General features: G+C 67.1%; 25 protein-coding genes. 3 read left to right on the forward strand and 22 right to left on the reverse strand.

Features of this window, described 5'->3' with window-relative positions; all coding sequences use genetic code 11:
- Positions 1 to 100 precede the first annotated feature (100 nt).
- Positions 101 to 769 (reverse strand): peptide-methionine (S)-S-oxide reductase MsrA, encoded by a 669-nt coding sequence (gene msrA, locus TF1_RS08390; protein WP_011293101.1) that lies wholly within the window; start codon positions 767 to 769, stop codon positions 101 to 103.
- A 74-nt stretch (positions 770 to 843) separates the two neighbouring features.
- Between msrA and rarD the strand changes: the two genes are divergently transcribed.
- Complete coding sequence (gene rarD / locus TF1_RS08395) at positions 844 to 1782, forward strand: EamA family transporter RarD (RefSeq protein WP_011293102.1); 939 nt, start codon at positions 844 to 846, stop codon at positions 1780 to 1782.
- A 69-nt stretch (positions 1783 to 1851) separates the two neighbouring features.
- Here the strand turns inward: rarD and TF1_RS08400 are convergent, their stop codons facing one another.
- The 19 genes from TF1_RS08400 to TF1_RS08490 all read right to left on the reverse strand — a co-directional run bounded on the left by TF1_RS08400 (position 1852) and on the right by TF1_RS08490 (position 22638).
- Positions 1852 to 2598, reverse strand: coding sequence for a YsnF/AvaK domain-containing protein (locus TF1_RS08400; RefSeq protein ID WP_011293103.1), 747 nt, complete (start codon positions 2596 to 2598; stop codon positions 1852 to 1854).
- 168 nt (positions 2599 to 2766) lie between these two features.
- Positions 2767 to 3771, reverse strand: a complete 1005-nt coding sequence (locus TF1_RS08405) for a polyprenyl synthetase family protein (protein ID WP_011293104.1) — start codon at positions 3769 to 3771, stop codon at positions 2767 to 2769.
- 137 nt (positions 3772 to 3908) lie between these two features.
- Positions 3909 to 5558 carry an NADH-quinone oxidoreductase subunit NuoN gene (nuoN, locus tag TF1_RS08410; RefSeq protein ID WP_011293105.1) on the reverse strand — a complete coding sequence of 550 codons (1650 nt, stop codon included), beginning with the start codon at positions 5556 to 5558 and terminating at the stop codon, positions 3909 to 3911.
- Positions 5555 to 7120 (reverse strand): NADH-quinone oxidoreductase subunit M, encoded by a 1566-nt coding sequence (locus TF1_RS08415; protein ID WP_011293106.1) that lies wholly within the window; start codon positions 7118 to 7120, stop codon positions 5555 to 5557. The genes nuoN and TF1_RS08415 overlap by 4 nt, the downstream gene beginning before the upstream one ends.
- Positions 7121 to 7170: 50 nt before the next feature.
- Complete coding sequence (gene nuoL, locus TF1_RS08420; protein WP_016189258.1) at positions 7171 to 9117, reverse strand: NADH-quinone oxidoreductase subunit L; 1947 nt, start codon at positions 9115 to 9117, stop codon at positions 7171 to 7173.
- Positions 9118 to 9135: 18 nt separating this feature from the next.
- A complete protein-coding gene (gene nuoK, locus TF1_RS08425; RefSeq protein ID WP_016189259.1) occupies positions 9136 to 9435 on the reverse strand; it encodes an NADH-quinone oxidoreductase subunit NuoK in 300 nt (99 codons plus the stop codon).
- Positions 9423 to 10283, reverse strand: a complete 861-nt coding sequence (locus tag TF1_RS08430) for an NADH-quinone oxidoreductase subunit J (RefSeq protein ID WP_011293109.1) — start codon at positions 10281 to 10283, stop codon at positions 9423 to 9425. Before TF1_RS08430 ends, nuoK begins: the two co-directional genes overlap by 13 nt.
- Positions 10280 to 10831, reverse strand: coding sequence for an NADH-quinone oxidoreductase subunit NuoI (gene nuoI, locus TF1_RS08435; protein ID WP_011293110.1), 552 nt, complete (start codon positions 10829 to 10831; stop codon positions 10280 to 10282). Before nuoI ends, TF1_RS08430 begins: the two co-directional genes overlap by 4 nt.
- Entirely contained in the window at positions 10824 to 12182 is a 1359-nt protein-coding gene (gene nuoH / locus TF1_RS08440; RefSeq protein ID WP_061783796.1) for an NADH-quinone oxidoreductase subunit NuoH, read from the reverse strand. The genes nuoI and nuoH overlap by 8 nt, the downstream gene beginning before the upstream one ends.
- Entirely contained in the window at positions 12179 to 14662 is a 2484-nt protein-coding gene (locus TF1_RS08445; protein ID WP_011293112.1) for an NADH-quinone oxidoreductase subunit G, read from the reverse strand. Before TF1_RS08445 ends, nuoH begins: the two co-directional genes overlap by 4 nt.
- Complete coding sequence (gene nuoF / locus TF1_RS08450; RefSeq protein WP_011293113.1) at positions 14662 to 15978, reverse strand: NADH-quinone oxidoreductase subunit NuoF; 1317 nt, start codon at positions 15976 to 15978, stop codon at positions 14662 to 14664. Before nuoF ends, TF1_RS08445 begins: the two co-directional genes overlap by 1 nt.
- Positions 15975 to 16694: an NADH-quinone oxidoreductase subunit NuoE gene (nuoE, locus tag TF1_RS08455; RefSeq protein ID WP_011293114.1), complete on the reverse strand. Its 720-nt coding sequence runs from the start codon at positions 16692 to 16694 to the stop codon at positions 15975 to 15977. Before nuoE ends, nuoF begins: the two co-directional genes overlap by 4 nt.
- On the reverse strand, positions 16691 to 17995 hold the full coding sequence (locus TF1_RS08460; protein ID WP_011293115.1) for an NADH-quinone oxidoreductase subunit D: 1305 nt from the start codon (positions 17993 to 17995) through the stop codon (positions 16691 to 16693). The genes nuoE and TF1_RS08460 overlap by 4 nt, the downstream gene beginning before the upstream one ends.
- Positions 17992 to 18750, reverse strand: a complete 759-nt coding sequence (locus TF1_RS08465) for an NADH-quinone oxidoreductase subunit C (protein ID WP_011293116.1) — start codon at positions 18748 to 18750, stop codon at positions 17992 to 17994. The genes TF1_RS08460 and TF1_RS08465 overlap by 4 nt, the downstream gene beginning before the upstream one ends.
- Positions 18747 to 19304 carry a NuoB/complex I 20 kDa subunit family protein gene (locus tag TF1_RS08470; protein ID WP_016189262.1) on the reverse strand — a complete coding sequence of 186 codons (558 nt, stop codon included), beginning with the start codon at positions 19302 to 19304 and terminating at the stop codon, positions 18747 to 18749. Before TF1_RS08470 ends, TF1_RS08465 begins: the two co-directional genes overlap by 4 nt.
- Positions 19305 to 19377: 73 nt before the next feature.
- Positions 19378 to 19737, reverse strand: a complete 360-nt coding sequence (locus TF1_RS08475; RefSeq protein ID WP_011293118.1) for an NADH-quinone oxidoreductase subunit A — start codon at positions 19735 to 19737, stop codon at positions 19378 to 19380.
- A gap of 80 nt (positions 19738 to 19817) precedes the next feature.
- Positions 19818 to 21125 (reverse strand): geranylgeranyl reductase family protein, encoded by a 1308-nt coding sequence (locus TF1_RS08480; protein ID WP_011293119.1) that lies wholly within the window; start codon positions 21123 to 21125, stop codon positions 19818 to 19820.
- Between the two features lie 411 nt (positions 21126 to 21536).
- Positions 21537 to 22247 carry a demethylmenaquinone methyltransferase gene (locus tag TF1_RS08485; protein WP_011293120.1) on the reverse strand — a complete coding sequence of 237 codons (711 nt, stop codon included), beginning with the start codon at positions 22245 to 22247 and terminating at the stop codon, positions 21537 to 21539.
- Between the two features lie 49 nt (positions 22248 to 22296).
- Positions 22297 to 22638 (reverse strand): DUF4229 domain-containing protein, encoded by a 342-nt coding sequence (locus TF1_RS08490; protein ID WP_011293121.1) that lies wholly within the window; start codon positions 22636 to 22638, stop codon positions 22297 to 22299.
- 384 nt (positions 22639 to 23022) lie between these two features.
- Here TF1_RS08490 and TF1_RS08495 point away from each other — a divergent pair, with 384 nt between their 5' ends.
- Positions 23023 to 23226, forward strand: coding sequence for a BldC family transcriptional regulator (locus tag TF1_RS08495; protein WP_011293122.1), 204 nt, complete (start codon positions 23023 to 23025; stop codon positions 23224 to 23226).
- A gap of 98 nt (positions 23227 to 23324) precedes the next feature.
- Entirely contained in the window at positions 23325 to 23672 is a 348-nt protein-coding gene (locus TF1_RS08500) for a PLD nuclease N-terminal domain-containing protein (protein ID WP_011293123.1), read from the forward strand.
- Between the two features lie 106 nt (positions 23673 to 23778).
- Here the strand turns inward: TF1_RS08500 and ccsB are convergent, their stop codons facing one another.
- Positions 23779 to 24768, reverse strand: coding sequence for a c-type cytochrome biogenesis protein CcsB (gene ccsB / locus TF1_RS08505; RefSeq protein ID WP_011293124.1), 990 nt, complete (start codon positions 24766 to 24768; stop codon positions 23779 to 23781).
- 3 nt (positions 24769 to 24771) lie between these two features.
- Positions 24772 to 26355, reverse strand: a complete 1584-nt coding sequence (resB, locus tag TF1_RS08510) for a cytochrome c biogenesis protein ResB (RefSeq protein ID WP_061783797.1) — start codon at positions 26353 to 26355, stop codon at positions 24772 to 24774.
- Between the last annotated feature and the right edge of the window lies 1 nt (position 26356).

A 26356-nucleotide genomic window follows, 5' to 3' on the forward strand; every position in this document is an offset into this window, starting at 1 on the left:
GGCATCTTCGAAGCGTGCCTCGCCTGCGCCGCTGCACCGTGTCCGGGTGAGGTCCCTGGTGTGCCGGGTGTGCTGCGTGAGGCGCTCGACCCTGCGGGCCTCACCCGCTGGTGCGGGCCACACCGACCGGGCAGGTAGCGCCGGTCCCGCTCACCCCGCAGTAGCCGTGGGGGTTCTTCGCCTCTGACAGGTACTGCTGGTGGTAGGGCTCGGCAAAGTAGAACGGGGTGGCTGGAACGATCTCGGTGGTGATAGGCCCGTATCCCATTCGGGTCAGCACCGGCTGGAAGGCGTCCCGGCTGGCTTCCGCGGCGGCCCGCTGCTCCTCGTTGTGGTAGAGGATGATCGACCGGTACTGGGTGCCCACGTCGTTGCCTTGGCGCATGCCCTGGGTGGGGTCGTGGTTCTCCCAGAACACCTTGAGCAGGTCGGTGTAGGAGATGCGTTCGGGGTCGAACACGACCCGCACTACTTCGGCGTGCCCGGTGCGGCCGGTGCAGACCTCTTCGTAGGTGGGGTTCGGGGTGTAGCCGCCCGCATACCCGGCGGCCGTGGTGATGATGCCGTTCTCGGCTCCCAGCCGCCAGAAGATGCGTTCCACCCCCCAGAAGCAGCCCATGCCGAAATCGGCGAGCTGCGCGTGTTCCGGGTAGGGCGGAGCAAGCGGGGTGCCCAGCACTTCGTGGCGTTCCGGGACCGGCATCGGCGTGTCGCGGCCGGGCAACGCCTTGGCCGGGTCGACCATGTCTGTCTTCACAAAACCGAACATAGTTTCAGGCTATCTGCGCTGGATGGCGGTCGTTCGGATACAACGCGGCGAATCTTTCTCGTAATCTGACCCCTATGTCTGATTTCCGCAAGGGTGTGCTCTATGGCGCCAGTTCGTACTTCATGTGGGGCTTTCTGCCGCTCTACTGGCCGCTGCTGACCCCGCCTGCCACGGCCTTTGAGGTCCTCTTACATAGGATGATCTGGTCATTGGTTGTCACGCTCGTGGTGCTGCTGGTGCAGCGGAACTGGCAGTGGATCCGCGGCGTGCTGCGGAGCCCGCGGCGCCTGCTGCTGCTCCTCGCCTCGGCCGCACTCATCTCCCTGAACTGGGGCGCTTTCATCACCGCCGTGACGACCGGGCACACCCTGCAATCGGCACTCGCCTACTTCATCAACCCGCTGGTGAGCGTGGCGCTAGGGCTGCTGGTGTTCAAAGAGCGGCTGCGCCCAGGCCAGTGGGCCGCACTGCTGCTCGGCGTCCTCGCCGTAGCCGTGCTGACCGTCGACTACGGCTCCCTGCCTTGGTTGGCGCTGGCCATGGCGTTCTCCTTCGCCGTCTACGGCGCGCTGAAGAAGTTCGTGGGCTTGGACGGGGTGGAGAGCCTCAGCGCGGAGACCGCGGTCCTGTTCCTGCCTGCGCTGGGCGGCGCGGTCTACCTGGAAGTGACCGGTACCGGCACCTTCACCTCGGTCTCCCCCCTCCACGCGTTGCTGCTGGTGGGCGCCGGAGTGGTGACCGCGGCGCCGCTCATGCTGTTCGGCGCGGCAGCGCACCGCATCCCGCTGACCCTGGTCGGGCTGCTGCAGTTCATGGTTCCGGTGATGCACTTCCTCATCGCCTGGCTGGTCTTCGGGGAGGACCTGTCACTTGGCCGGTGGATCGGGTTCGCCGTGGTGTGGACCGCGCTCGTGGTGTTCGTCGTCGACATGCTCCGCCACGCACGCCACACCCCCCGCCCTGCCCCGTCAGCCCCTGTCGCTGAGGAAGCCGAGGAAACTGCGGCTAGTTGAGACGGGAAAGGCGGCTGCCTTTGAGGCGGCAGCCGCCCGTCCGCGGCGTCCCCTTTCACAGGGGGACGCTCACGGTCCTTCCTCTTCCTCCTCTTCGACTTCGAGGTGCTCCTTGCGGAGTTCGCCCTTCACCCGTTCCGTGTCGGTGACTTCTTCCTTGGAGATGCGCACCCTCTCCACGGGGACTTCTTCTTTACCGACCACCGCACGCTCTTCGTGCAGGGTGATCTCCTGATCCTGCTCGCCGATCCGGTCCGTCGCGGCGGCCTGCTCTTCACCGGTCACGGGTTCCCGCTCGATGCGGAGCTCCTCCCGGCGCACCGGGACGTCCTGTTCGAACTCTTCGCGCTCCACGGTCTTGTGGACGCGGGCGTGACCGCTCTCGGTCCGTTCCACACCGATCCGGGCGCGCTCCTCGGAGACCGTCATGGACGTCTCCTCTTTCTGCTGGGCGCGCTCCTGCTCGGCAACCCCCTCGACGTCGCCGCGCGGGCCCGGGACCTTAGGCCGCACCCCGTAGTGCTCGTAGAGCTGGGCTTCCTGCTCCGGAGAGAGGTGGCCGCCGGTCTCGAACCGGGGCGAGTCCTTGATCATCTTCTTGGAGAAGGGGACACGCAAGTCCTGTTCGGTAACCTCGGCTCCAACCAGCGGAACGAAGCTTTCCTGGTGGCCGAACATCCCGGTATGGACCGTCACCCACGTCGGTTCTTGGGTCTGGTCGTCGCGGTAGACCTGTCCGATCTTGCCGACACTGTGGCCGTCCTGGTCGATCAGCTTGTGTCCGATCAGTTCCTGGATTCCAAGCCGGGGTGCCATGCGAATCAACTCCCTTGTTGCCGGCGCCGTAGGCGACCGTTCACCGCGCTGCCGCACCGGCAGGACAGCGGTTAGGGATCGGCTACCCGGCTCCCCCGGAGTGATCCGCGATATTGCCCGACATATACCTAGAAAAGGGCATAAAGTGACCGACTGGACGGCTCCGGATCAGCCCTTCCGGTTGACCACATAGTCGCAGATGGCCAGGAAAGCGGTCTTGGCCGGGCATTCCGGCAGGGTGGCCAGCTCCGCTTGGGCCCGCTCCCCCCAGGCTGCCAAGTCCGCCCGCGCCTCGTCCATCGCCGGGTGGGCGCGCAGCAAAGCCAAGGCCTCCGCGGCCTCCTCGTCGTTCAACGGACGGCCCAGCAGAGACCGCAGACGCGCATGCTCGGGCTCGGTGCCCTGCAGCGCGTACAGCATCGGCAGGGTCAGCACACCCTCCCGCAGGTCGGTGCCGGGCGTCTTCCCGGACTCCTCGGTCTCGCTCGCCACGTCCAGGATGTCGTCCGACAGTTGGAAGGCCATCCCCAGCGCGTCCCCAGCCCGGGTGAGTGTCTCCACCACCTCGGGGTCGGCGTTGCCGACCATCGCACCGAACCGGGCCGACGAAGCGATCAGCGACGCGGTCTTGTCCGCGATCACGTCGAGATAGTGCTTCATCGGGTCGACGCCGGGGCGGGGCCCCGCGGTCTCCAGGATCTGGCCGCGCACCAGACGGCCGAAGGTCTGCGCCTGCAGCCGGACCGCCTCGGTGCCCAGATCAGCGAGGATCTCGGAGGCGCGCGCGAACACGTAGTCGCCGGTGAGGATCGCGATCGTGTTCCCCCAGCGCCGGTTGGCGCTGGGACTCCCCCGCCGCAGCTCGGCCTCGTCCATGACGTCGTCGTGGTACAAGGTGGCCACGTGGGTCAGCTCAACCACGGCCGCGGCCGAGACGAGGTCGGGGTTGGTTGCGTCGCCGAAGCGGGCAGACAGCAGGACCAGGATGGCGCGGAAGCGCTTACCCCCGGCTTCCAGCAGATGCGAGGCTGCTTCCCTGAGCAGCGGGTCGCTCTCGGCCACCGCGTCGCGGAGCACCTTCTCGACCTGCTCCAGCTCTGCCTGGATCTCCCGGGCGAGCGTTTCGTCAATACTCGGCAGCGTCAAAAACCCGCTCGGGACAGCACCGCTCACCTGAAGCTCCACCTGTCAGCAGGGCGCGCGATACTTCACGAAAGCGAAGTACCGCGCGCTCCCGAAACGAACACAAACCGATTCAGAAGTTATCCGACACCGCATCCATGGCCAAAGCCGGTGTCAGGCTTTCCTGCTCACCGAGCAAAGAGACTATCTGCAGCGGTGTGCTCCGCGGCAACCGCCTCGCTCGTCTCCGCGGCCGGCTGCGGGATCACATGCTCCAGCACCGGTCCGGGCAGGATACCCAGGAGCAGGGTGGCCGCAACCCCGAGCCCCACGGTAGTGCCGGTGAGGATCCCCGGCTTCAGGACGCGGGGGGCGTTCTCCGCGGGTTCCGCGAAGAACATCAGCACGATGATGCGCACGTAGAAGAACGCGGTCACCGCGCTGCTGAGCACACCCACAACCACCAGCGGGGTCGCTCCAGCCGCCACCGCCGCCTCGAACACCGCGAACTTGCCGATGAAGCCGCTGGTCAAGGGGATACCGGCGAAGGCGAGCAGGAACAGGCCCAGGGAGGCGGCCAGGAACGGCGAGGTGCGTCCCAGCCCAGCCCACTGGGTCAGGTCGCCAGCCTCGGCCCCGTTGTCGGGGTTGCGCACCAAGGTGACGATGGCGAAGGCGCCCACGGTGGTGAAACCGTACGCGGCCAAGTAGAACATGGCCCCGGTCAGGCCGTCGGCGTTGGCCGCCACGACCGCGGTGAGGATGAAGCCCGCGTGCACCACCGAGGAGTAGGCCAGAAGCCGCTTGATGTCACGCTGGGTCACCGCGATGACCGCGGCAACCACCATGGTGAGAATTGCCACGACCCACAGCATGGGCCGCCACTGCGCCACCGTGGTGCCGAAGGCGACGTAGAACACCCGGAGCATGGCGCCGAACGCGGCGACCAGGGTGCCGGAGGCCATGAGCGCGGTGATCGGGGTGGGAGCGCCCTGGTAGACGTCGGGCTTCCAGTTGTGGAAGGGCACCGTTCCCACCTTGAACAGCATGCCGACGCCGATCATCGCGATACCGATGAGCAGCAGTGGCTCGCCGCCGTCGATCAGCCCGCCGGAGCTTCCCGCCGCGCGGACGGCGGCGAACTCCACCGCGCCCGCGTAGCCGTACACCATGGCGATGCCGAACAGGAAGAACGCCGAGGAGAACGCGCCCAGCAGGAAGTACTTGAGCGCGGCTTCCTGGGAGAACAGGCGGCGACGCCGAGCCAGCCCGCACAGCAGGTACAGCGGGAGGCTCATCACCTCCAAGGCGATGAACATGGTGAGGAAGTCGTTCGCGGCCGTGAACAACTGCATGCCCAGCACCGCGAACATCACCAGCGGGTAGACCTCGGTGTGCTGGCTGCCGGCGAGCACGTGCGCCCGCTCTTCCTCACTGCCCGGTACCGCGGCGGCCTGCCCGGTGAACGCGCTCTCCCCGTCCCGCCGCTCGGCGATCAGCAGCAGGCTGGCCAGTGCCAGCGCCAGGATGACGCCTTGGAAGAACAGGGAAGGCCGGTCCACCACCACGGTGGCGAAGGCCAGGGTGAGGCCCGCGCTGTCGGCGGGCAGCGCACCCACTTGAACGAGGGTGAGCACGAAGGCGACACCGACCGCGACCATGGCGAGCGCCGTCTGGATGCTGTAGCGGCGCTGTGCCGGCACGAACGCTTCGACGATGACGCCGATTACGCCGGCCGCGAAGACCACGAGCAGTGGCGACAGCAGCCAGTAGTCGAGGTCGGGCGCCTGGGTGGTGACTGTCGGAAGTGTGGTCTCCGACAGGCTCAGCGGAATCATTCGTCTGCTCCTTCCTGGCCGCTGGCCTGGTCAACACCCACCGCCGGAGCGGGGTCGCTGACATCGACCTGCTGCATGGTGTGCTCCACCGCGGGGTTGATCACGTTCAGCAGCGGCTGCGGGAAGACCCCGAAGAGGATGATGACGGCGACGAGTGGGGCCACGGCCCACAGTTCGCGACCGGAAAGGTCCTTCACCCCTGCCAGCTTCTCCCGGAGCGGTCCGGTCATCGTGCGCTGGTACAGCCACAGGATGTAGAGGGCGGCCAGGACCACGCCGATGGTGGCGATGATCGCAGGCACCGGAAGGACCGTGAAGGTACCGACGAACACCAGGAACTCGCTGACGAACGGGGAGAGTCCTGGGAGCGCCAGGCTGGACAGGCCGACCACGAGGAAGGTTCCGGCGAGCACCGGGGCCGCCTTCTGCAGGCCGCCGTAGTCGGCGATCTGCGCGGAACCGTTGTTGCGGGCGATGAGGAAGCCCGCGAGGAGGAACAGCGCGCCGGTGGAGAAGCCGTGGTTGACCATGTACAGCGCGGCACCCGACTGGCCCTGCGAGGTCATCGCGAAGATGCCCAGCGTGATGAAGCCGAAGTGGGACACCGAGGTGTAGGCGATGAGGCGGAGCATGTCGCTCTGCCCGATCGCCACGATCGCGCCGTAGATGATGCTGACCAGGCTGAGGACGACCACCGGCCAGACGAACCACTTGGCGGCGCCGGGGAACAGTTCCAGGCAGTACCGCAGCATGCCGTAGGTGCCGACCTTGTCGAGCACGCCCACGAGCAGCACCGCGGTGCCCGGGCGGGCGCTGCCGGCCGCGGTGGGCAGCCACGTGTGCACCGGCCACATCGGGGCCTTGATGGCGAACGCCACGAAGAACCCGAGGAACAGCCAGCGGGCTGCGCCAGTGTCAACACCGGCGAGCAGCCCCTCCGGTCCGGCCAGTTCGCTCCACAGGAAGGTGCCGTTGCCGGCCTGCGCGCTGTAGGCGTACACGCCGATCACCGAGACCAGCATGAGGAGCCCGCCCGCCAGGCTGTAGAGCAGGAACTTCATCGCGGCGTAGCGGCGGTCCTCGCCCCGGCCGTACCGTCCGATCATGAAGTAGACCGGGATCAGCATGGCCTCGAACAGCACGTAGAAGAGGAAGACGTCGATCGCGGCGAAGACCCCGATCATCATCGCTTCGAGCAGCAGGATGAGGGCGAAGTAGCCCTTGCCGCGGTCTGCGGCTTCCTCCTGCTCCTTCCAGGCTGCGAGCACCACGAGCGGCACCAGCAGCGCGGACAGGACGATCAGGGTGAGCGCGATGCCGTCGACGCCCACCGCGTAGTGCACGCCGAAGCGCGCGATCCACGGGTGGACCTCGGTGAACTGCAGGCGGTCACCGCTCGGGTCGAAGTTCAGCGCCATCGCGCCGACAATGGCGAGCACGACCAGCGTGCAGGCCAGGGTGACCCGTTTGGCGAGTTCCACCCGCTCGCGTGGAATGAGTGCCACGATCAGCGATCCCAGCGCGGGAAGCGCGATCGCGAGTGTCAGCCAGGGGATGGTCATTGGTTCAGATCCTCACCTGCTGGTCTGGTGTGCGGCGGGAGTCGGGGTGTCTACGCAAGGTTCACCCCCAACGTGGTGACCACGACGACGGCCGCGCCGAAGAGCATGGTCAGCGCGTAGCTGCGGGCGAACCCGGTCTGGGTGAGCCGCAGGTTCTCCGAGGCTGCGCGGACCGAACGGGCGATCCCGGTGACGACACCGTCGACACCGTGGTCGTCGAAGGCGACGGTGGCCCTGGTGAGCTGCTGGCCGGGCCGCATGAACAGGCCTTCGTTGATGGCGTTGCCGTACAGCTCCTCCCGGGCGGCGACCGTGATGAAGTTGCCCTTGGGTGCCGTGACCGGGACCTTGTCGTTGGCGTAGCGCACCCATGCGTACGCCACACCCACGATCATGAGCACCAGCGCGGCCAGCGAGTACGGGCTGGTCAGCATGTGGACCAGGTCGAACTCGTGCGCGGGGGCACCCACCACGGGCGCGAGGAAGTTCGCGAGGGTGTAGTTGACCACCAGCACCGCGCCGAGTGCCGCCGAGCCGATGGCCAGGATGATCATCGGGACCGTCATGACAGCCGGGGACTCGTGCGGATTCGCGTCCTTAGCCCAGCGCTTCGTACCGAAGAAGGTGAGGAACATGATCCGCGACATGTAGAAGGCGGTGAGCCCGGCGCCGAGCACGGTGACCCAGCCCAGGATCTGGCCGGTGAGGCCGCCGGAGTCGAACGCCGCCTGGATGATGCCTTCCTTCGTCCACCAGCCGGACAGGAACGGCACGCCGATGATGGCGAGGTAGCCGACGCCGAAGGTGGCGAAGGTGACCGGCATGACGGTGCGCAGGCCGCCGTAGCGGCGCATGTCGACTTCGTCGTTCATGGCGTGCATGACCGACCCGGCGCCGAGGAACAGCCCGGCCTTGAAGAAGCCGTGCGTGACCAGGTGGGCGATGGCGGCGGCGTAGCCGATCGGTCCCAGGCCGGCGGCCAGGGTCATGTAGCCGATCTGGCTCATGGTGGAACCGGCCAGCGCCTTCTTGATGTCGTCCTTGGCACACCCGATGATCGCACCGGCGAGCAGGGTGGCCGCACCGACGATCGTGACCACCAGTTGCGCAGTGGGCGCGGCTTCGAAGATCGGTCCGGACCGCACGATGAGGTAGACACCGGCGGTGACCATGGTGGCGGCGTGGATGAGCGCCGACACCGGGGTGGGGCCCTCCATCGCGTCGAGCAGCCACGCCTGGAGCGGAAGCTGCGCCGACTTACCGCAGGCGCCCAGCAGCAACAGCAGTCCCACCGCGGTCATGAGCCCGCGGCCGGCGCCGTCCACCGACTCGAACACGGGGTGGAAGGTGACCGTGCCGAAGGTGGTGAACAGCAGCATGATCGAGACGAGGAGGCCGATGTCGCCGACCCGGTTGATGAGGAACGCCTTCTTGGCGGCGACTGCTGCTGCCGGCTTGTGCTGCCAGAACCCGATCAGCAGGTAGGAAGCGAGGCCGACACCTTCCCAGCCGAGGAACAGCACCGCGTAGTTGTCGGCGAGGACCAGCACCAGCATGGCTGCGACGAACAGGTTGAGGTAGGCGAAGAAGCGCCTCCGGTTCTCGTCGTGCGCCATGTAGCCCACCGAGTAGATGTGGATGAGCGATCCCACACCGGTGATGAGCAGTGCGAACGTCATCGACAGCGGGTCGATGAGCAGGCTCAGGTCGATGTCGAAGGTGCCGACCTTGATCCACTGGTAGACGTGGACTGTGACACTGCGCTCTTCCGGAGCGCGTCCCAAAAGCTGTCCGAGGCTCAGGACCGCCCAGACGAAGCTGGAGAGCGCTGCCGCGATGGCAAGCCAGTGCCCCCAGGCGTTGGTGCGCTTGCCGCCCAGCAGCAGGACGGCCGCGCCCAGCAGAGGCAGGGCGATCATGAGCCAGGCGTAGGAGAGTACCCCGCCGTCGGCCGCGGTCGTGGCCGCGTACCCGCCGGCGGCCAGCGTGGACGTCATCGTCGTCGTGCCCCCGCCCTAGTTCTTGAGCAGGTTGGCGTCGTCGATCGACGCGGACCTGCGGGTTCGGAAGATCTGCATGATGATGGCCAGTCCCACCACGACCTCGGCCGCAGCGACCACCATCACGAAGAACGCGATCACTTGGCCTTCGATGCCTCCGTGCATCCGCGCGAAGGCGACAAAAGCGAGGTTGCAGGCGTTGAGCATCAGCTCCACGCACATGAACACGATGATCGCGTTGCGCCGCACCAGGACGCCCACGGCGCCGATGGTGAACACGATCGCCGCGAGCACGATGTAGTTCATCGGGTCCACGAGCTCTCGTCCTCCCGTTGCTCGTCGCCGTTGGAGGCCTGTGCGTCCGGTCGACCACCCGATTCGGGGATCGCGCCGATCGAGTACCTCATGTCTTCAGGGACCCCGTGCTGGTCCTCGGGGTTGCGCGCGGCCAGCACCGGGTTGATCGAGAGTTCCGAGACCGACCCGTCAGGCAGCAGCGCGGGCATGTCGATGGCGTTGTGCCGGGCGTAGGTGCCCGGTCCGGGCAGCGGAGTGGGGTGGCCGCTGCGGATCCGGTCCATCGACATCTGCTTCTGGGTGCGCTTCTTCTTGGTGCGGACGGCGTGGGCCAGCACCAGGGCGCCGAGGACCGCGGTGATGAGGAGGGCCCCGGTCGCTTCGAAGGCGATGACGTAGCGGTAGATGATCTCGCTGGCGAGCCACGGGATGCTGCCGCCCGCGGCGGCGACCCCGGCGCTCAACCCGACGGGCTCACCCGCCACGATGCTGCTCAGCCCGCTGACGAGCGGGACGAGGAAGCACAGGGCGATCACCGCGGTCAGGAGCCGGTGCCCGCGGATCGTCTCTACGAGGGAGTCGGAGGAGCTGACGCCCACCAGCATGAGGACGAACAGGAAGAGCATCAGCACGGCGCCGGTGTAGACGACGATCTGCACGACCATCAGGAACGGCGCCTCGTTGATCCCGTAGAAGACGGCGAGGCCGATCATCACCACGGCCATCATGAGCGCGGAGTAGACAGCCCGGCGGCTGAACACTACTCCGAGCGCGGCGAGCACCACGATGGAGCCCAGGATGTAGAAGGTCGCGGTCTCACCGCCGCCAATGGCGGCGGCCGTTGTTTGAAGCGGAACGATGTTCACTGAACAGCCTCGCTGTTCTGCTCGTCGGCACGGGCCGCCGCGTTGTCGTCACGTCCGAGCCGGTAGTAGTCCTTCTCGGTCTCGCCGAGCCGCATGGGGTGCGGCGGCGCCTCCATTCCTTGCTGCAGGGGAGCGAGGAGTTGCTCCTTGGTGTAGATGAGGCTTTCGCGGCTGTCGTCGGCGAGCTCGTACTCGTTGGTCATGGTGAGCGCTCGGGTGGGGCACGCCTCGACGCACAGCCCGCACAGAATGCAGCGCAGGTAGTTGATCTGGTAGACGCGCCCGTAGCGCTCACCCGGGGAGTACCGCTCTTCTTCGGTGTTGTCCCCCGCTTCGACGTAGATGGCGTCGGCGGGGCAGGCCCAAGCACACAGTTCGCAGCCGATGCACTTCTCTAGGCCGTCCGGCCAGCGGTTGAGCTGGTGGCGGCCGTGGAAGCGGGGCATCGTGGGTGCCTTGACCTCGGGGTATTCAACGGTCGGCACCTTCTTGAACATGGTGTGGAAGGTGACGCCGAACCCCTTGACGGGATTGAGCCACTCAAGCACCGGAAACCTCCTCACGCTTGGGGGCTGAGGCCGGCTGGTAACGGGGTTCCTCCGCAAGCACGCTGGTGCCGTAGTGCGGAGCGATCATGGGGGGCACGGGGAATCCGCCGTACATCGGGTTCTCCCGGCGTGCCCGCAGCTCGGCCTCGTGTTCGGCGGCCTCCTGCGCCTTGGCCTTCGCCGCGGCACGGCTCCACGCCCACAGTCCGAGGAAGACCAGCAGACCGAACACGCCGATGACGATCGCCGTCACATAGCCCGGGTACTCCTGGTTGTTAAGCACCCGGATGACAGCGACCGCAGTGATCCAGACCAGCTGGATGGGGATGAGGATCTTCCATCCCAGTTTCATGAGCTGGTCGTAGCGGACCCGGGGCAGGGAGCCGCGGACCCAGACGAACAGGAACATCACGCAGACGAACTTGATGAGCCACCACAGCGCAGGCCACCAGCCTTCGTTGGCGCCCGGCCAGAAGGTGGTGATCGGCGGCGGCGCAAGGTACCCGCCGAGGAACAGGGTGACGCTCATCGCCGAGACGGTGACCATGTTGACGTACTCGGCGAGGAAGAACATGGTGAACTTCATCGACGAGTACTCGGTCATGAAGCCGCCGACGAGCTCGCCCTCACCCTCCGGCAGGTCGAAGGGCAGCCGGTTCGTCTCCCCGATCATGGTGATCAGGTAGATCACGAACGACGGGAAGAGGATGACGGCGAACCAGATGTTCTGCTGCGCTTCGACGATTCCCGACGTGCTGAGCGTGCCCGCGTAGATGAACACCGCGATGAAGGAGAGCCCCATCGCGATCTCGTAGCTGATGACCTGGGCGGACGCCCGCAGGCCTCCGAGGAGGGGGTAGGGCGACCGCGAGGCCCACCCGGCGAGCACGATGCCGTAGACGCCGAGGGAGGCGGTGGCCAGGACCAGCAGGACTGCCACGGGCAGGTCGGTCAGTTGCAGCCGGGTCTCCACCCCGAACATGGTGACTTCGGGGCCCACCGGGATCACCGAGAAGGCGAAGAACGCCGGGATCGCGGCGATCATCGGGGCGGCGATGTAGATGACCTTGTCGACGGTGCGGGGGATGAGGTCTTCCTTCAGGGACAGCTTCACACCGTCAGCCAAGGACTGCAGCAGCCCCCACGGACCGAACCGGTTAGGGCCGTGGCGCTGCTGCATGCGGCCCATGACCTTGCGGTCGGCCATGATCATCATCAGCACGCACAGCATGAGGAAGACGAACACGGCCAGGGCCTTGATCAGGATGATCCACCAGGGATCATTGCCGAAGGCGTCCAGCCCCGGTTCGGCGTCCAGAGCTGCCGCACTGACGACAGTCGTCGGTGTCACTTCTCACTCCCAGCACTCGTCGCGGTCTCGACGGGTGTGCCGTTGTCCACGGCCAGGGACACCACGGTCCCCGTGCTCGCGCCGAGGTCGCGCCGGACGGCACAGCCTGCGGCGTTGGTCGGCAGCCACACCACACGGTCCGGCATCTCGGTGATGACGGCCGGGAGGCGCACTGCTCCGGCCGGTCCCTCGACCCGCAGTGTCTGGCCGTCGGCGAGGCCGATCTCGGCGGCGGTGGCAGCCGAGAGGCGGGCGACGGCGGGCCGGGCGGTTCCCGCCAGGTGCGGTTCGCCGTCCTGCATCCGTCCTTGGCCGAGCAACTGGTCCCAGGTGGCCAGGACCGCCTGGCCGGGTTGCGGGATAGCGACGTCGGCGGGGCGGACCACCGGGGTGGGCAGCGGGGTGCCCTTCCAGGCGCCGAGTTCGGCGAGTTCCCGCCGGGCAGCGGCCGGGTCCGGAAGGCCCAGGTGGACGTCCATTTCGTCGGCGATCGCGGCCAGCACCCGCAAGTCGGACATTGCTCCGGGCACTTGCAGCGCGGTGCCGAACGGGCGGCCGCGGCCTTCCCAGTTGACGAACGTGCCGGACTTCTCGGCGACGGCGGCGACCGGGAAGACGACGTCGGCGCGGTCGGTGACGTTGCTGGCCCGCAGTTCCAGGCTGACGATGAACGGCACCTTCGCCAGAGCGGCTCGGGCTGCCTCCGGGTCGGGCAGGTCGTCCAGGTCGACGCCTGCGATGACCAGGGCGTCGAGCTCTCCGGCTGCTGCGGCGGCGAGGATGCCCGCGGTGTCGCGGCCCTCGGTAGCCGGCAGGTCGGAGACCGCCCAAACGCGGGCGACTTCGGCCCGGGCGACCGCGTCCGTGACGGGACGGCCGACCGGCAGCAGGTTGGGCAGCGCACCGGCTTCGATGGCTCCCCGGTCACCGGCGCGGCGGGGCACCCAGGCCAGGCGGGCACCGGTGGTGTCGGCGAGGCGGGCCACCGCGGACAGTGCCCCGGGCACTTCAGCAAGCCGCTCCCCGGCCAGGATGACGGCGCCCGGAGAGTGCAGGGCTTCCAGCGCTTCGGGGGCCACCGTGCCCAGGGAGGTCATGGCGCTGGCCTCACCGCCGGGAACCGTGGGAATCAGGGTTCCGTTGGTCTTGGTCAGGCCGCGGCTGGCGTAGGGCGCGATCGAGAACACTCGGGTGCCGTTCTTGCGGGCCGCCTTGCGCAGCCGCAGGAAGACGATGGGCGACTCGTCTTCGGGTTCGAAGCCGACGAGGAGGACGGCGGGCGCCTTCTCCAGGTCGGTGTAGGTGACTTCGATGCCGTGCCCGGCGACCCGGGCGGCGAGGAATTCGGCTTCCTCAGCCGAGTGGGGGCGGGCCCGGAAGTCGATGTCGTTGGTGTGCAGCGCGACCCGGGCGAACTTGGCGTAAGCGTAGGCGTCTTCCAGGGTGAGCCGTCCGCCGGTGAGCACACCCACCCGGCCGCGGGCGGCGGCCAGGCCGCGGGCGGCCACCTGGAGGGCCTCCGGCCAGGACGCGGCTTCCAGGGCGCGGCTGTCCTCGTCCCGCACCAGCGGGTGCTTGAGCCGGTCGGGCTGGGTGGCGTAGGTGAACGCCCACCGGCCCTTGTCGCAGTTCCACTCTTCGTTGACCTGGGGGTCGTCCCCGGCCAGGCGCCGGGTGACCTTGCCGCGCCGGTGGTCGGTGCGCTGGGCGCAGCCGGACGCGCAGTGTTCGCAGACGCTGGGCGTGGACACCAGGTCGAACGGGCGGGCGCGGAACCGGTAGGCGGCTCCGGTGAGGGCGCCGACCGGACAGATCTGCACGGTGTTGCCGGAGAAGTAGGACTGAAAGGGCTGTCCTTCGGCGATGCCCACCTGCTCCTTGGCGCCGCGTTCCATCAGGTCGATGAACGGGTCACCGGCGATCTGCGCGGAGAAGCGGGTGCAGCGGGCGCACTGGATGCAGCGCTCCCGGTCCAGCAGGATCTGCGTGGACAGCGGGATCGGCTTGGGGAAGGTCCGCTTGACGTCGACGAACCGGCTCTCGCCCTGCCCGTGGGACAGCGCCTGGTTCTGCAGCGGGCATTCACCGCCCTTGTCGCAGATCGGGCAGTCCAGCGGGTGGTTGATGAGCAGGAACTCCATGACACCGCGCTGAGCTTTCTCCGCCACCGGAGAGGTCAGCTGGGTCTTGACGACCATGCCGTCCGTGACGGTGATGGTGCAGGAGGCCTGCGGTTTGGGCATGCCGCGCCCGTTGCCCATGTCGGTGATCTCCACCAGGCACTGGCGGCAGGCACCGACCGGGTCGAGCAGCGGGTGGTCGCAGAACCGCGGGATCTGGATGCCGAGCAGTTCGGCCGCCCGGATCAGCAGGGTGCCCTTGGGAACCTGGATTTCGAAACCGTCGATGGTAACGGTGACGAGGTCCTCTGGCGGCACTGCGGGGGATCCGCCCGCGGAGGTGTTGGTCGTGACTGTCATCAGGCGTCCTCTTCCACGGACTCATTCGCCCAGCGAGTGGTGCGCTGGTACGGGAACAGCTCCCACGCGGGAGTGTGGGTTCCCGCGATGAACTCCTCCCGGAAGTACTTGATCGCCGAGGTCACCGAGCTGGTCGCACCGTCCCCGAGCGCGCAGAAGGAGCGCCCGAGCAGGTTGTCGCAGATGTCGAGCAGCGTGTCGATGTCCTCTTGGGTCCCCTTGCCTGCTTCGATACGGCGCAGGACTTGGACCATCCAGTAGTTGCCTTCGCGGCACGGAGTGCACTTGCCGCAGGACTCGTGCGCGTAGAACTCGATCCAGCCGCGCACGACCCGGACGACCGAGGTGGTTTCGTCGAAGATCTGCAGCGCGCGGGTGCCGAGCATGGAGCCCGCTCCGCCGACCGACTCGAAGTCCAGGGGGATGTCGATGTGCTCCTCGGTGAAGATCGGGGTGGAGGAGCCACCGGGGGTCCAGAACTTGAGCCGGTGCCCGTCGCGGATACCGCCGGCCATCTCGAGCAGTTCGCGCAAGGTCACGCCGAGCGGGGCCTCGTACTGGCCGGGCCGCTTGACGTGGCCGGACAGGGAGAAGAAGCCGAAGCCGGCGGACTTCTCCGTGCCCATGGACTTGAACCACTCGGCGCCGTTGGCGACGATGCTCGGCACGGTGGCGATGGATTCGACGTTGTTCACCACGGTGGGTGAGGCGTACAGACCTGCGACGGCGGGGAACGGCGGCTTGAGGCGAGGCTGGCCGCGGTAGCCCTCGAGCGAGTCCAGCAGGGCGGTCTCCTCACCGCAGATGTAGGCGCCCGCCCCGGCGTGGACGACGACGTCGAGGTCGAAGCCGCTGCCGAGGATGTCCTTACCGAGCAGCCCGGCCTCGTAGGCTTCGGCGACGGCGTGCCGCAGCCGCCGGATGACGTGCAGGACCTCCCCGCGGACGTAGATGAAGGCCTGGTGGCTGTTGATCGCGTAGGCGGAGATGATGACGCCTTCGATGAGCGCGTGCGGGTTGGCCATCATCAGCGGGATGTCTTTGCAGGTGCCGGGCTCAGACTCGTCGGCGTTGACGACGAGGTAGCGCGGCTTGGGGTTGTCCTTGGGGAGGAAACCCCACTTCATCCCGGTGGGGAAGCCGGCACCGCCGCGGCCGCGCAGGCCGGAGGCCTTGACCATCTCGACGATGGCGTCGGGCTCCATGGTCAGGGCCTTGCGCAGCGCCTCGTAGCCACCGTTCTCCCGGTAGGCGTCGAGGGTGTAGGAGTCCGGGCGGTCCCAGTTGCGGGACAGCACGGGGGTCAGCGTCGTCACTTGGTCCCCTCCTCATCGGCCGCGGCAGCCGTGTCTGCCGGGTCGGGTGCCTGCCAGCCGCGTTCCTTGGCCAGCCGGAGCCCGGCCAGGGAGGGTTCTCCGGCCTGCGGGCCCTCGGTGGCGCGGCCGTCGTCGAACCCTGCCAGGACCCGGGAGGCCTGCTTCCAGGTGCACAGGCGGTTGGGGCCGCGGGTCGGCTTGACGTCCTTGCCCAGGCGCAGGTCGTCGACGATCTTCTTCATCGACTCGGGGGTCTGGTTGTCGAAGAACTCCCAGTTGATCATGACCACGGGAGCGAAGTCGCAGGCGGCGTTGCACTCCACGTGCTCCAGGGAGATCTTTCCGTCCTCGGTGACCCCGTCGTTCTCTACACCCAGGTGCTCCTTGAGCGCGGAGTAGATCTCATCGCCGCCCATGACCGCGCACAGCGGGTTGGTGCACACGCCCACGTGGTATTCACCGACTGGGCGGCGCTTGTACATGGTGTAGAACGTGGCGACCGCGGTGACCTCTGCGGTGGTGAGGCCGAGCTGTTCGGCGCAGAAGGCGATGCCGTCGTTGCTCACGTAGCCCTCTTCCGACTGCACGAGGTGCAGCAGCGGAAGCAGTGCCGAGCGCGCCTTGGGGTAACGGGAGATGATCTCCTTGGCGTCGAGTTCCAGGCGGGCACGGTTCTCCCCGCTGAAGATCGGATTGGGCTTGGGGGGAGTACTCATCGGTCCACGCCTCCCATCACGGGGTCGATGCTGGCTACAGCGGCGATGACGTCGGCGACGGTACCGCCTTCGCACATGGCCGCCACAGCTTGGAGATTGGTGAACGAGGGGTCCCGGAAGTGCACCCGGTAGGGGCGGGGACCGCCGTCGCTGACCGCGAAGCAGCCGAGTTCGCCCTTGGGGCTTTCCACCGCTGCGTAGGCCTGGCCCGGGGGCACCCGGAAGCCTTCGGTGACGAGCTTGAAGTGGTGGATGAGGGCTTCCATGGAGCCGCCCTTGCCCATGATGTGGGCGATGTGGGACGGCGCGTTGCCCATGCCGTCGGGGCCGAGGGCGAGCTGGGCGGGCCAGCCGATCTTGGGGTCTTCGATCATCACCGGGCCCGGCTTGAGCTTGTCCAGGCACTGCTCGATGATCTTGAGACTCTGCTCGATCTCGGCCATTCGCACCCGGTAGCGGGCGTAGACGTCGGCACCGTCCGAGACCGGGATGTCGAACTCGTAGTTCTCGTAGCCGCAGTAGGGCTTGGCCTTGCGCAGGTCCCAGGGCAGGCCCGCGGCGCGCAGGATCGGGCCGGTGACGCCCAGCGCGAGGCATCCGGTGACGTCCAGGTAGGCCACGTCCCGGGTGCGGGCCAGGTAGATGGGGTTGGCGTCGAGAAGCTTGCGCATGTCCTTCAGCCGCTTGGGCATCTCGGTGAGGAGTTCGCGCACCTTCCCGACCGTGCCGGGCGGAAGGTCCTGGGCCACGCCGCCGGGGCGGATGTACGCGTGGTTCATGCGCAGCCCGGTGACCATCTCGAAGATGTCCAGGACCATTTCCCGTTCCCGGAACCCGTTGGTCATGACGGTGGTGGCGCCCAGCTCCATGCCGAACGTCGCCATCGCCACGAAGTGGGAGGAGATCCGGTTCAGCTCCATCATCATCACGCGGATGACGTTGGCGCGTTCCGGGACCTGGTCGGTGATGCCCAGCAGCTTCTCCACTGCCAGGCAGTAGGCCGTCTCGTTGAACAGCGGCGTGAGGTAGTCCATGCGAGTCACGAACGTGGTGCCTTGGGTCCACGTCCGGTACTCCATGTTCTTTTCGATACCGGTGTGCAGGTAGCCGATGCCGACTCGGGCCTCGGTGACGGTCTCGCCGTCCAAGGTGAGGATGAGCCGGAGCACGCCGTGGGTGGAGGGGTGCTGGGGCCCCATGTTGATGACGAGACGGTCGGTCTGGCTCCGCTGGGCCGCGGCGACCACCTCGTCCCAGTCGCCTCCGGAGGCATCGACGTAGGTCTCGGTTGGAGTGGTCATGCGTACGACCTCCGCTGGTCCGGCGGGGGAACCTTGGCCCCGCGGTACTCGACCGGAATTCCGCCCAGCGGGTAGTCCTTGCGCTGGGGATGGCCGTGCCAGTCGTCGGGCATGTGGATACGGGTGAGGGCGGGGTGGCCGTCGAAGATGATCCCGAAGAAGTCCCAGGCCTCTCGTTCGTGCCAGTCGTTGGTGGGGTAGACGCTCACGATCGAGGGGATGTGCGGGTCCGAGTCGGGGCAGCTCACTTCGAGCCGGATCTCGTAGTTGTGCGTGATGGAGCGCAACGCGTAGACGGCGTGCAGTTCGTTGCCCTCATCCTCGGGGTAGTGGACCCCGGTGACCCCCAGGCACAGTTCGAAACGGAGCGCCGGATCGTCGCGCAGCCGGGTGGCCACGTCCAGCAGGTGTTCGCGCTGCACGTGGAAGGTGATCTCGCCGCGGTCCACCACGACCCGGCTGATCGCGGTGTCGTAGGGTGTCCCGATCTCTTTCAGGGAGCGTTCGAGCGCGTCGGCGACTTCGTCGAAGTAGGCCGTGCGCGGGTCGCTGGGGTCGCTGTAGGGACGCTGGGCGGCGGCGGGCACGTGCCGGTAGACGCGCAGCCGTCCGTAGCCGGACGTGTCGCCGGTGGTTTTGGCACCGAACATGCCCATGCGGGCGATCGGCGAATTGATGCGCTGCGTCCCCAGCTCTCTGGGAAGGTTGTCCTTTTCTGGTAGGTTAGGCTTGCCTTGCTGCCCGTTGGAGGTCATCGGGTGGCTTCCTCCGTCTGCTGGATCAGCGGCAGCGCCCGCAGGCGTCGCTGCTCCAGTTCCTCGATCTCACGTTCGCGGTGCACGCCGAGCTTGGTGTTCTGGACCTTGTCGTGCAGCTTGAGGATGGCGTCCAACAGCATCTCAGGGCGCGGCGGACAACCTGGGAGGTAGATATCCACCGGCACGATGTGGTCGACGCCCTGCACGATGGCGTAGTTGTTGAACATGCCGCCGCTCGAGGCGCATACGCCCATGGCGATGACCCACTTGGGCTCCGCCATCTGGTCGTAGATGGTGCGCAGCACCGGGGCCATCTTCTGGCTCACTCGGCCGGCCACGATCATCAGGTCCGCTTGGCGAGGCGTGGCGGAGAAGCGCTCCATACCGAAGCGCGCGATGTCGAAGCGCGGGCCGCCGACCGCCATCATCTCGATGGCGCAGCAGGCAAGGCCGAAGGTCGCGGGCCACATGGAGGTCTTGCGGACGAAACCGACGATCTGTTCGACCGTGGTGAGCAGGACTCCACTGGGCAGCTTCTCTTCGAGGCCCATCAGTCGAACCCCCTTTCCGGTTCTGCAGTCTCAGTGGGACGACTGGGGATCAGGTGCGGGCTGGTCATGCGGATCAGTTCCATTCGAGGCCGCCGCGGCGCCATTCGTAGGCGTAGGCGATCGAGACGTTGACGAGGAACAGGATCATCACGACCAGGCCGAAGATCCCGAGCGCGTCGAGGTGCACCGCCCAGGGCACTAGGAAGATGACCTCGATGTCGAAGACGATGAACAACATCGCCGTCAGGTAGTACTTGATCGTGAACCGACCGCCGCCCACGGGCTGGGGAGTGGGTTCGATCCCGCACTCGTAGGCCTGGAGTTTGGTGCGGTTGTAGCGTTTAGGCCCGGCGATCGCTCCGACGATCATCGAGACGATCACGAAGGCAGCGCCGATACCGCCGAGTACGAAGATGGGGGTGTACAGCTCCATCGGCTAGCCGCTCCCTTGGTGTTGTGCACGGAAGAGGTTCATGTCCTGCCGTTCTCGCGGGATGGGTCTCCTGAGTTGTCTCACGAGGCGGGCGCGATCTTGGACAGGCCGTTGATGAGCCGGTCCAGCGCGTCGCCGTGGCTGGGTTCCGTGAGGTTCGCCAGCATCTTGAGGGTGAAGCGCATCAGGAGGGGCCGCGGGAGACCATACTTGGTGGCGTACTTCATGAAGTAGGGGTTGCCGATCAGCTTCACGAAGTAGCGCCCCAGCGTGTAATAGCCGCCGTAGGTATCCCGCAGGATCTCCGGGTAGCGCAGCAGGGTGCGTTCGCGGTCCCGCGGTGTGGGACGGCTCAGCGCCTGGACCGCCACGTCAGCGGCGATCCGACCTGCTTCCATCGCGTAGGCGATGCCCTCGCCGTTAAAGGGGTTGACCATGCCTCCTGCGTCACCGACCAGCATCATGCCACGGGCGTAGTGCGGTGTCCGGTTGAAGCCCATGGGCAGGGCGGCGCCGCGGATGGGTCCTTTCTGGTTCTCCTCGGTGAACCCCCACTCTTCAGGCATGCTCTGCGTCCAGCGGCGCAGCAGTTTGCGGTAGTCGATCTTCTGGAAGGCGGGGGTGGAGTTGAGGATCCCCAGGCCTACGTTGCTGGTGCCGTCGCCGACTCCGAAGATCCAGCCGTAGCCGGGGAGCAGCACCTGCTTGCCGTCGGTGGTGTCCCAGAGTTCCAGCCAGGACTCCAGGTAGTCGTCGTTGTGCCGGGGGGTGGTGAAGTAGGTGCGGACGGCCACGCCCATGGGGCGGTCGTCGCGTCTGCGGATGCCCAGGGCGATCGCCAGGCGCGAGGAGTTGCCGTCGGCGGCGAGGACGAGGGGTGCGCGGAAGGAGCGGATGCGGCCTTCGGCGTCTTTGGCTTGGACTCCGACGACGCGGTTGCTGCGCTCGTCGATGATGGGCGCGGTGACGTTGGTGCGTTCCAGGAGCCGCACACCGGTTTTCACGGCGTGGCGGGCGAGGATCTGGTCGAAGTCGTAGCGGGTGCGTACCAGACCGAATCCGGGGTATTCCGAAAGTTCAGGCCAGGGAAGCTCGAGTCGGGTTCCGCCGCCGATGATGCGGAGGCCGCGGTTGCGGATCCAGCCGTCTTCTTCGTTGATGGGGATCCCCATAGCGACGAGCTGTTTGACTGCACGGGGGGTGAGGCCGTCTCCGCAGACCTTCTCCCGCGGGAAAGCAGTCTTCTCCAGCAGCAGGACGTCGAGGCCCGCGGTGGCCAGGTAGTGGGCTGCCGTGCTCCCTGCCGGGCCTGCTCCGACGACGATGACGTCGGCTTCCTCGTGGGGAACCGTGGTGTCTGTGACTGGGGTCGGTGCTGTCTGGCTCACGGATGGTCCTGACTGCTCGGCGCGGTTTCACACTGGGGTTCGAGCTTGTGGCTGTCCCAGAAAGGGGAATAAACTCGCCCCCTTGTGAAGTGCTTCACAAGGTCTTCAATGCGAAGTCTAGACCTTCCCAGCCACACGAGCGACCCCAGGTCCCTGTTGGTGAGGTTTCGGTCGCGCTGCCCTGACCTAGGGGTTTAAAAACCAGGTAACAGCGCGGCGGTTCACTTTTGACCGGTGTGCCGGTTACAGGACACAGTCTCGGCAAAGTTCACAAAAAGCTCAAATTGGGATCTTTTTAACAAAACCGAAGACTCATGGTGATACTACCATTACCATGAGTAGTGATTTGCGCCACAGAAAAACCTCCTTGTCCGGGGACGCGGAGGTGAGCAGAGACACACGTACGGCGCCTCAGCGCTCGCGGTAGGCGCGGTGCAGCGCCACCACCCCGAACGTGAGATTGCGCCAGGCGACCCGCGACCAGCCGGCCGCGCTGATCTTCCGGGCGAGCCCAGCCTGGTCCGGCCAGGCCGCGATCGACTCCGACAGGTAGGCGTAAGCGTCCGGGTTGTCGCTGAACTGGCGCGCCACCCACGGCAGGCCGATCTTCATCCCCCAGCCCAGCATCCGGTCGAGCGGCTGCACCGGAAGGTGGCTGAATTCACAGATCACCAGTCGGCCGCCGACTTTGGTGACCCGCAGCAGCTCGGCCAGCGCCCGGTCCACGTCGTGGACGTTGCGCAGCCCGAACGAGATCGTGACAGCGTCGAACGTCTGATCCGCAAACGGCAAGTGCAGCGCGTCCCCGGCCACCACGGTGACCCCCTTGCGGGACGCACCGCCGCGGCGTTCAGCGCCGACCCGGAGCATGCCGAACGAGAAGTCGCAGGCGATGACCCGCGCACCCCGGCGGGTGAAGGATTCCGACGAGGTTCCCGTCCCGGCCGCAAGGTCGAGCACCAGCTCGCCGCTGTAGGCGTCCACCGCAGCCACAGTGGCCTGCCGCCAGTAGCGTTCCCGCCCCAGGGAGAGCACCCGGTTGAGCAGGTCGTAGCGGTCCGCGATGCTGTCGAACATCGCGGCGACGTCTCGGGGGTCCTTGTCCAGTTCGGCACGGATCATGGTGCACAGCCTAGAGGGTGCTGCGTTCCGGTCCTGCGGCCCGTCCTCCCTACGGTGTCTCCCCCGGAGCAGAACGCTGCTCCGCCTGGCCCGGCTCCACCGCGGTACTGCCGGACGCACTCCCGGGTGACGGGGCCTGCTGCAAGTGGTCTTCCCTGCTGGCCCCGGCATCGAGCCGCTCACCCACGCTCCGCATCCGTTCCATCCCCCGCACCAGTGAGGCGGAGAGCGCGTCGCGCTGCGGGGAGAGCAGCACGAAACTCAGCAGGCCGCTGATCACCAGAGCGAGGATGACCGCGAGCAGCTCGCGGGCGCCCAGGAGATACACCACGCCGAAAGCGATCGCGAAGAGCAGCACCCGGGCCGCGGTATAAGCAATGAAGTTACGCATGAAACTGCCTCACAACGGGCGGTTCACAGAAAAGTCCCGGTGAAGACCCGGCACGCCCCTGGGGCAGCGGTTCACGGCTGTGCCCTCCGCCCCTCCAGCAGGTCCTGCCCAGTCCTCGACCGTGCATCGTCCCTCTCCACCCCAGCCTAAAGGGCGGTTTTTCCTGCGGACACGGACCCCTGTCCCAGATAAGGCGGTGTTCATCTTCTGTGCCGAGATTGAGAAAGAAGACACCCCTGAGGGGGATATCACGTTACGATCACATCTGCCCGCCCTCGCCCACGTTGCCTCCCATCTTTCCGAAAACTAAGGAGGAAACAGCCCGACTCATGCACACTAGGGGACTAAACGCCCGTACCACATCCGGGATGGGAGTAAAGGGGGATGGCGAAGGTGGAAAGAACAACGGAACGCTTGCTGACCCCGGGAGAGGTCGCTTCCCTCTTCCGCGTCGACCCTAAGACCGTGACCCGGTGGGCCGCCTCCGGCCGGATCAGCAGTATCCGCACCCCCGGCGGGCACCGCCGCTTCCGGGAGTCCGAAGTCCGCGCACTGCTCCACGGGGAGACTCCTGAATCCTCGCACTGACCAGCGAAGACTCTGGGCTCTCGTCCCGATGGCACCGGCCCCGCTCCGTGGTGGTCCGCACCCGCACATCCAGGTCACACCCGGATAGGCTGGAAGACATGGTTTGGCTCGGTGGCCTCATTACGCTGCTCACGATCGTGCTCTGGGTGTACGCGTTCTTCGACGCGCTCACCTGTCCCGCTGAGGAAGTCCGCAACCTGCCCAAGGTGATCTGGCTACTCGTCATCGTGCTATTTGCGGTGATCGGTCCGCTCCTGTGGCTCTTCCTCGGACGTCCCATCACGCATCCCGGCACAGCGGTCTCCTCCTCGGTGCCTGTCTCCTCCGCCGACCATCTGGACCCCTCGGATTTCCACCGGCCGTCCGGGCGCAACCGTCCACTGGGCCCAGACGACGACCCCGAGTTCCTGCGGCGACTCGACAAACGCATCAACCCGGAGGATTGAGCACGCACGGCATGGTGAAGGCCCGCCCTGAGTGAGCCGAGGGCGGGCCTTCACTCTGCCGACGCTCTACCGTGGGCGCCCCGGCACCCCAGGGCCCCGCTCCCGGTCAGGCGTAGCTGTGCAATCCGCTGAACAGGTAGTTCACCCCAAAGAAGTTGAACAGCAGACAGCCAAAGCCGATGAGGCTGATCCACGCGGCTTTCGGGCCCTGCCAGCCCGCTGTGGCACGCGCGTGGAGGTAGGCGGCGTACACGATCCAGGTGATGAAGGACCACACTTCCTTGGGGTCCCAGCCCCAGTAGCGGCCCCACGCCTCGTCCGCCCAGATCGCCCCGGCGATCACCCCGAACGTCCACAGCGGGAAGGCCAGCACGATCATGCGGTGCGCGATCCGGTCCAGCAGTTCCGCGCTGGGCAGCTTGGCGGCGATCGCGCTCACCTGCTGGCCGAGCGCCTGCTTGACTTCGGTGCGTCGCGCCAGCAGATAGGTGATCGTCGCGGACCCGGACACCATGAACGCCCCGGTCGCCAGGATGAGCGCGGAAACGTGGATAGCGATCCAGTAGGAGTCCAGCGCCGGGACCACGGGGCCGCTCTCCGAGTACAGCCAACGCACCGCGATACCGAGCAGCAGCAGGACGGGGACCAGCACAAACGCACCGAGGTAATGGGCCCGGTAACGCATCGCGGCAAAGAGGAACGCCGCCACCCCGCACAGGCAGATCGCGATGACGAACTCGAACATGTTGCCCCACGGCCAGCGTCCCACTGCCAGGCCGCGGGTGACGATCTGGGCCAGGTTGAGCAGCAGGCCCACCGCGGTCATGGCCATGCCGATCTTGCCGACCACGTGGCGGGACGCTTTGGCCTCGGGCTCCTGTTCCCGCAGGCTCACTTTCAGGTCGCTGTTCTCCGCTTCCGAGGCGCCGACGGCGACCAGGCGGGTGCCGGTCAGCGACTGGCGGCGTCCGTAGGCTGCCTCGAACACGAAGAGGAACAGGGCGACCGCATAGACCAGGATCATCCCGAGGACAAGGTTGTCGCTGAGATTCGACAGCGCGGGGTCGACCGCGCTGCCTGCCGCGAGAACGTGCACCGCTTACTCCTTCTCCATGTCTGCTTGGCAGTCGGAACGCCGCAGCCGTTGGTTCAACTGGGTGGCCAGTTCGTGGAACCGGCGCAGCGGCGCGGCCCCCTCGGTCTTGGCAAGCCCGCCGATCTCGACCACGGTACGCCCGTCTGCTCCGCGGCGGGCACGGACCCATACCCGTCGCGGCTGGACGAACAGGGTGCACAGCAGCCCCAGTACCGCCGCCACCGCGCTGGCCAGCGCATACGGTCGGGCAGGGTCGCTGGCGACCAGCAGAGTGACGTAGTCGCGGTACCCGGTGAACTCGATCGTGGCGCCACCGGGCAGCTCCCAGCGGTCGCCTACAGCCAACGGAGCAGAGTCGCCGATCTCCTCCATGCGCTTGGTGTACAACTGGTACACCGACTGGGGGTTGCCGCTGTCCAATCCGAGGTCGCCGACAAAGCCCTTGAGCACCACCATGGGGTTGCGCGCGTCCGGGAACTCCGAGACGAGGTCGCCGTTGTCGTCGGTGGCCGCTGAGGGAAGGAACACCCCGGTGAAGCCCAGCTGCTCCGGGGCGATGTCGGGGACTTTCACCACCCCGTCGGAGGTGAAGTTGCCGTCTCCGCGGTCCAGGAACGGCACCGCCTGGTCGAAGACCACGTGCCCGTCGGCGTCGGTGACCCGGAACGTAGGGGCGTAGCCGTGGCCGAGCAGGTAGACCTGGGCGCCGTCGACGCGGAGCGGGTGGTTGACCTCCAGGATGTGGGACTCTTCGGGGGCGTCCGGGTGCTCCCGGTAGGTGAGGTCGGCGCGGTAGCTCGCGGCTTGGCCGGCCATCCCGCCCTCCTCCACGAAGGAGGCTTCGAATTCGTCGAGCCGGATCCAGAACGGCTGGATCTTGGCCGAGTCCACCGCGATTCCCGGGTAGAAGGCGTCGTAGGAGGTCAGCGTGTTGGCGAACGCGTCCTCTTCGATGAGGAGGACGTTGCCCCGGTAGCCGAAGAACGCGGTGCACGCCACCGACACGAGCAGGCCCACCAGTGACAGGTGGAAGACCACGTTGCCGGTCTCGCGCAGGTAGCCGGTCTCGGCGGATAGCGAGTCGCCGTAGTCGGCGATCCGATGCCCGCGCAGCAGACCTCGTGCTTCGGCGAACACCTGCTCTGGGGTGGCGTCGGTCTCGAACGTCGCCGAATAGGGCATCCGGTCAAGGCGGCGCGGGGTCTTCGGCGGCCGGGCCCGCAGCAGCCGGTAGTGCGCTCCCGCACGGGGCAGTACGCACCCCACGAGCGAGACGACCAGCAGCAGGTAGATCGCCGCATACCAGGGCGAGGAGTAGACGTCGAACAGGAAGAACCGGTCGAGCACCGGGGCGAGGTCGGGGTGCTCTAGGAAGTAGTTCTGGACCTCTTCGACGCTGACGCCTCGCTGGGGCAGGAGTGAACCCGGGATCGCGCCCAGGGCGAGCAGGAAGAGCAGGATGAGCGCGGTGCGCATCGAGGTCAGCACCCGCCACGCCCAGCGCGCCCACCCCAGGGGGGACAGCGCGGGTGCGGCGGGCGGCGCCTGCTGCGGTTCGGTCACCGTGCTCGATTGGCTTGGGGTCACT

It is taken from the genome of Thermobifida fusca NBRC 14071 = JCM 3263 (assembly GCF_001592045.1).
Taxonomy (GTDB): Bacteria; Actinomycetota; Actinomycetes; order Streptosporangiales; family Streptosporangiaceae; genus Thermobifida; species Thermobifida fusca.

What these genes read in the sequence shown, in the direction of transcription:
- msrA (WP_011293101.1), bottom strand. Translation starts at nt 769, where the DNA reads ATGTTCGGTTTTGTGAAGACAGACATGGTCGACCCGGCCAAGGCGTTG.
- rarD (WP_011293102.1), top strand. Translation starts at nt 844, where the DNA reads ATGTCTGATTTCCGCAAGGGTGTGCTCTATGGCGCCAGTTCGTACTTC.
- TF1_RS08400 (WP_011293103.1), bottom strand. Translation starts at nt 2,598, where the DNA reads ATGGCACCCCGGCTTGGAATCCAGGAACTGATCGGACACAAGCTGATC.
- nuoN (WP_011293105.1), bottom strand. Translation starts at nt 5,558, where the DNA reads ATGATTCCGCTGAGCCTGTCGGAGACCACACTTCCGACAGTCACCACC.
- TF1_RS08415 (WP_011293106.1), bottom strand. Translation starts at nt 7,120, where the DNA reads ATGACCATCCCCTGGCTGACACTCGCGATCGCGCTTCCCGCGCTGGGA.
- nuoL (WP_016189258.1), bottom strand. Translation starts at nt 9,117, where the DNA reads ATGACGTCCACGCTGGCCGCCGGCGGGTACGCGGCCACGACCGCGGCC.
- TF1_RS08445 (WP_011293112.1), bottom strand. Translation starts at nt 14,662, where the DNA reads ATGACAGTCACGACCAACACCTCCGCGGGCGGATCCCCCGCAGTGCCG.
- nuoE (WP_011293114.1), bottom strand. Translation starts at nt 16,694, where the DNA reads ATGAGTACTCCCCCCAAGCCCAATCCGATCTTCAGCGGGGAGAACCGT.
- TF1_RS08460 (WP_011293115.1), bottom strand. Translation starts at nt 17,995, where the DNA reads ATGACCACTCCAACCGAGACCTACGTCGATGCCTCCGGAGGCGACTGG.
- TF1_RS08465 (WP_011293116.1), bottom strand. Translation starts at nt 18,750, where the DNA reads ATGACCTCCAACGGGCAGCAAGGCAAGCCTAACCTACCAGAAAAGGAC.
- TF1_RS08470 (WP_016189262.1), bottom strand. Translation starts at nt 19,304, where the DNA reads ATGGGCCTCGAAGAGAAGCTGCCCAGTGGAGTCCTGCTCACCACGGTC.
- TF1_RS08475 (WP_011293118.1), bottom strand. Translation starts at nt 19,737, where the DNA reads ATGGAGCTGTACACCCCCATCTTCGTACTCGGCGGTATCGGCGCTGCC.
- TF1_RS08485 (WP_011293120.1), bottom strand. Translation starts at nt 22,247, where the DNA reads ATGATCCGTGCCGAACTGGACAAGGACCCCCGAGACGTCGCCGCGATG.
- TF1_RS08490 (WP_011293121.1), bottom strand. Translation starts at nt 22,638, where the DNA reads ATGCGTAACTTCATTGCTTATACCGCGGCCCGGGTGCTGCTCTTCGCG.
- TF1_RS08495 (WP_011293122.1), top strand. Translation starts at nt 23,023, where the DNA reads ATGGCGAAGGTGGAAAGAACAACGGAACGCTTGCTGACCCCGGGAGAG.
- TF1_RS08500 (WP_011293123.1), top strand. Translation starts at nt 23,325, where the DNA reads ATGGTTTGGCTCGGTGGCCTCATTACGCTGCTCACGATCGTGCTCTGG.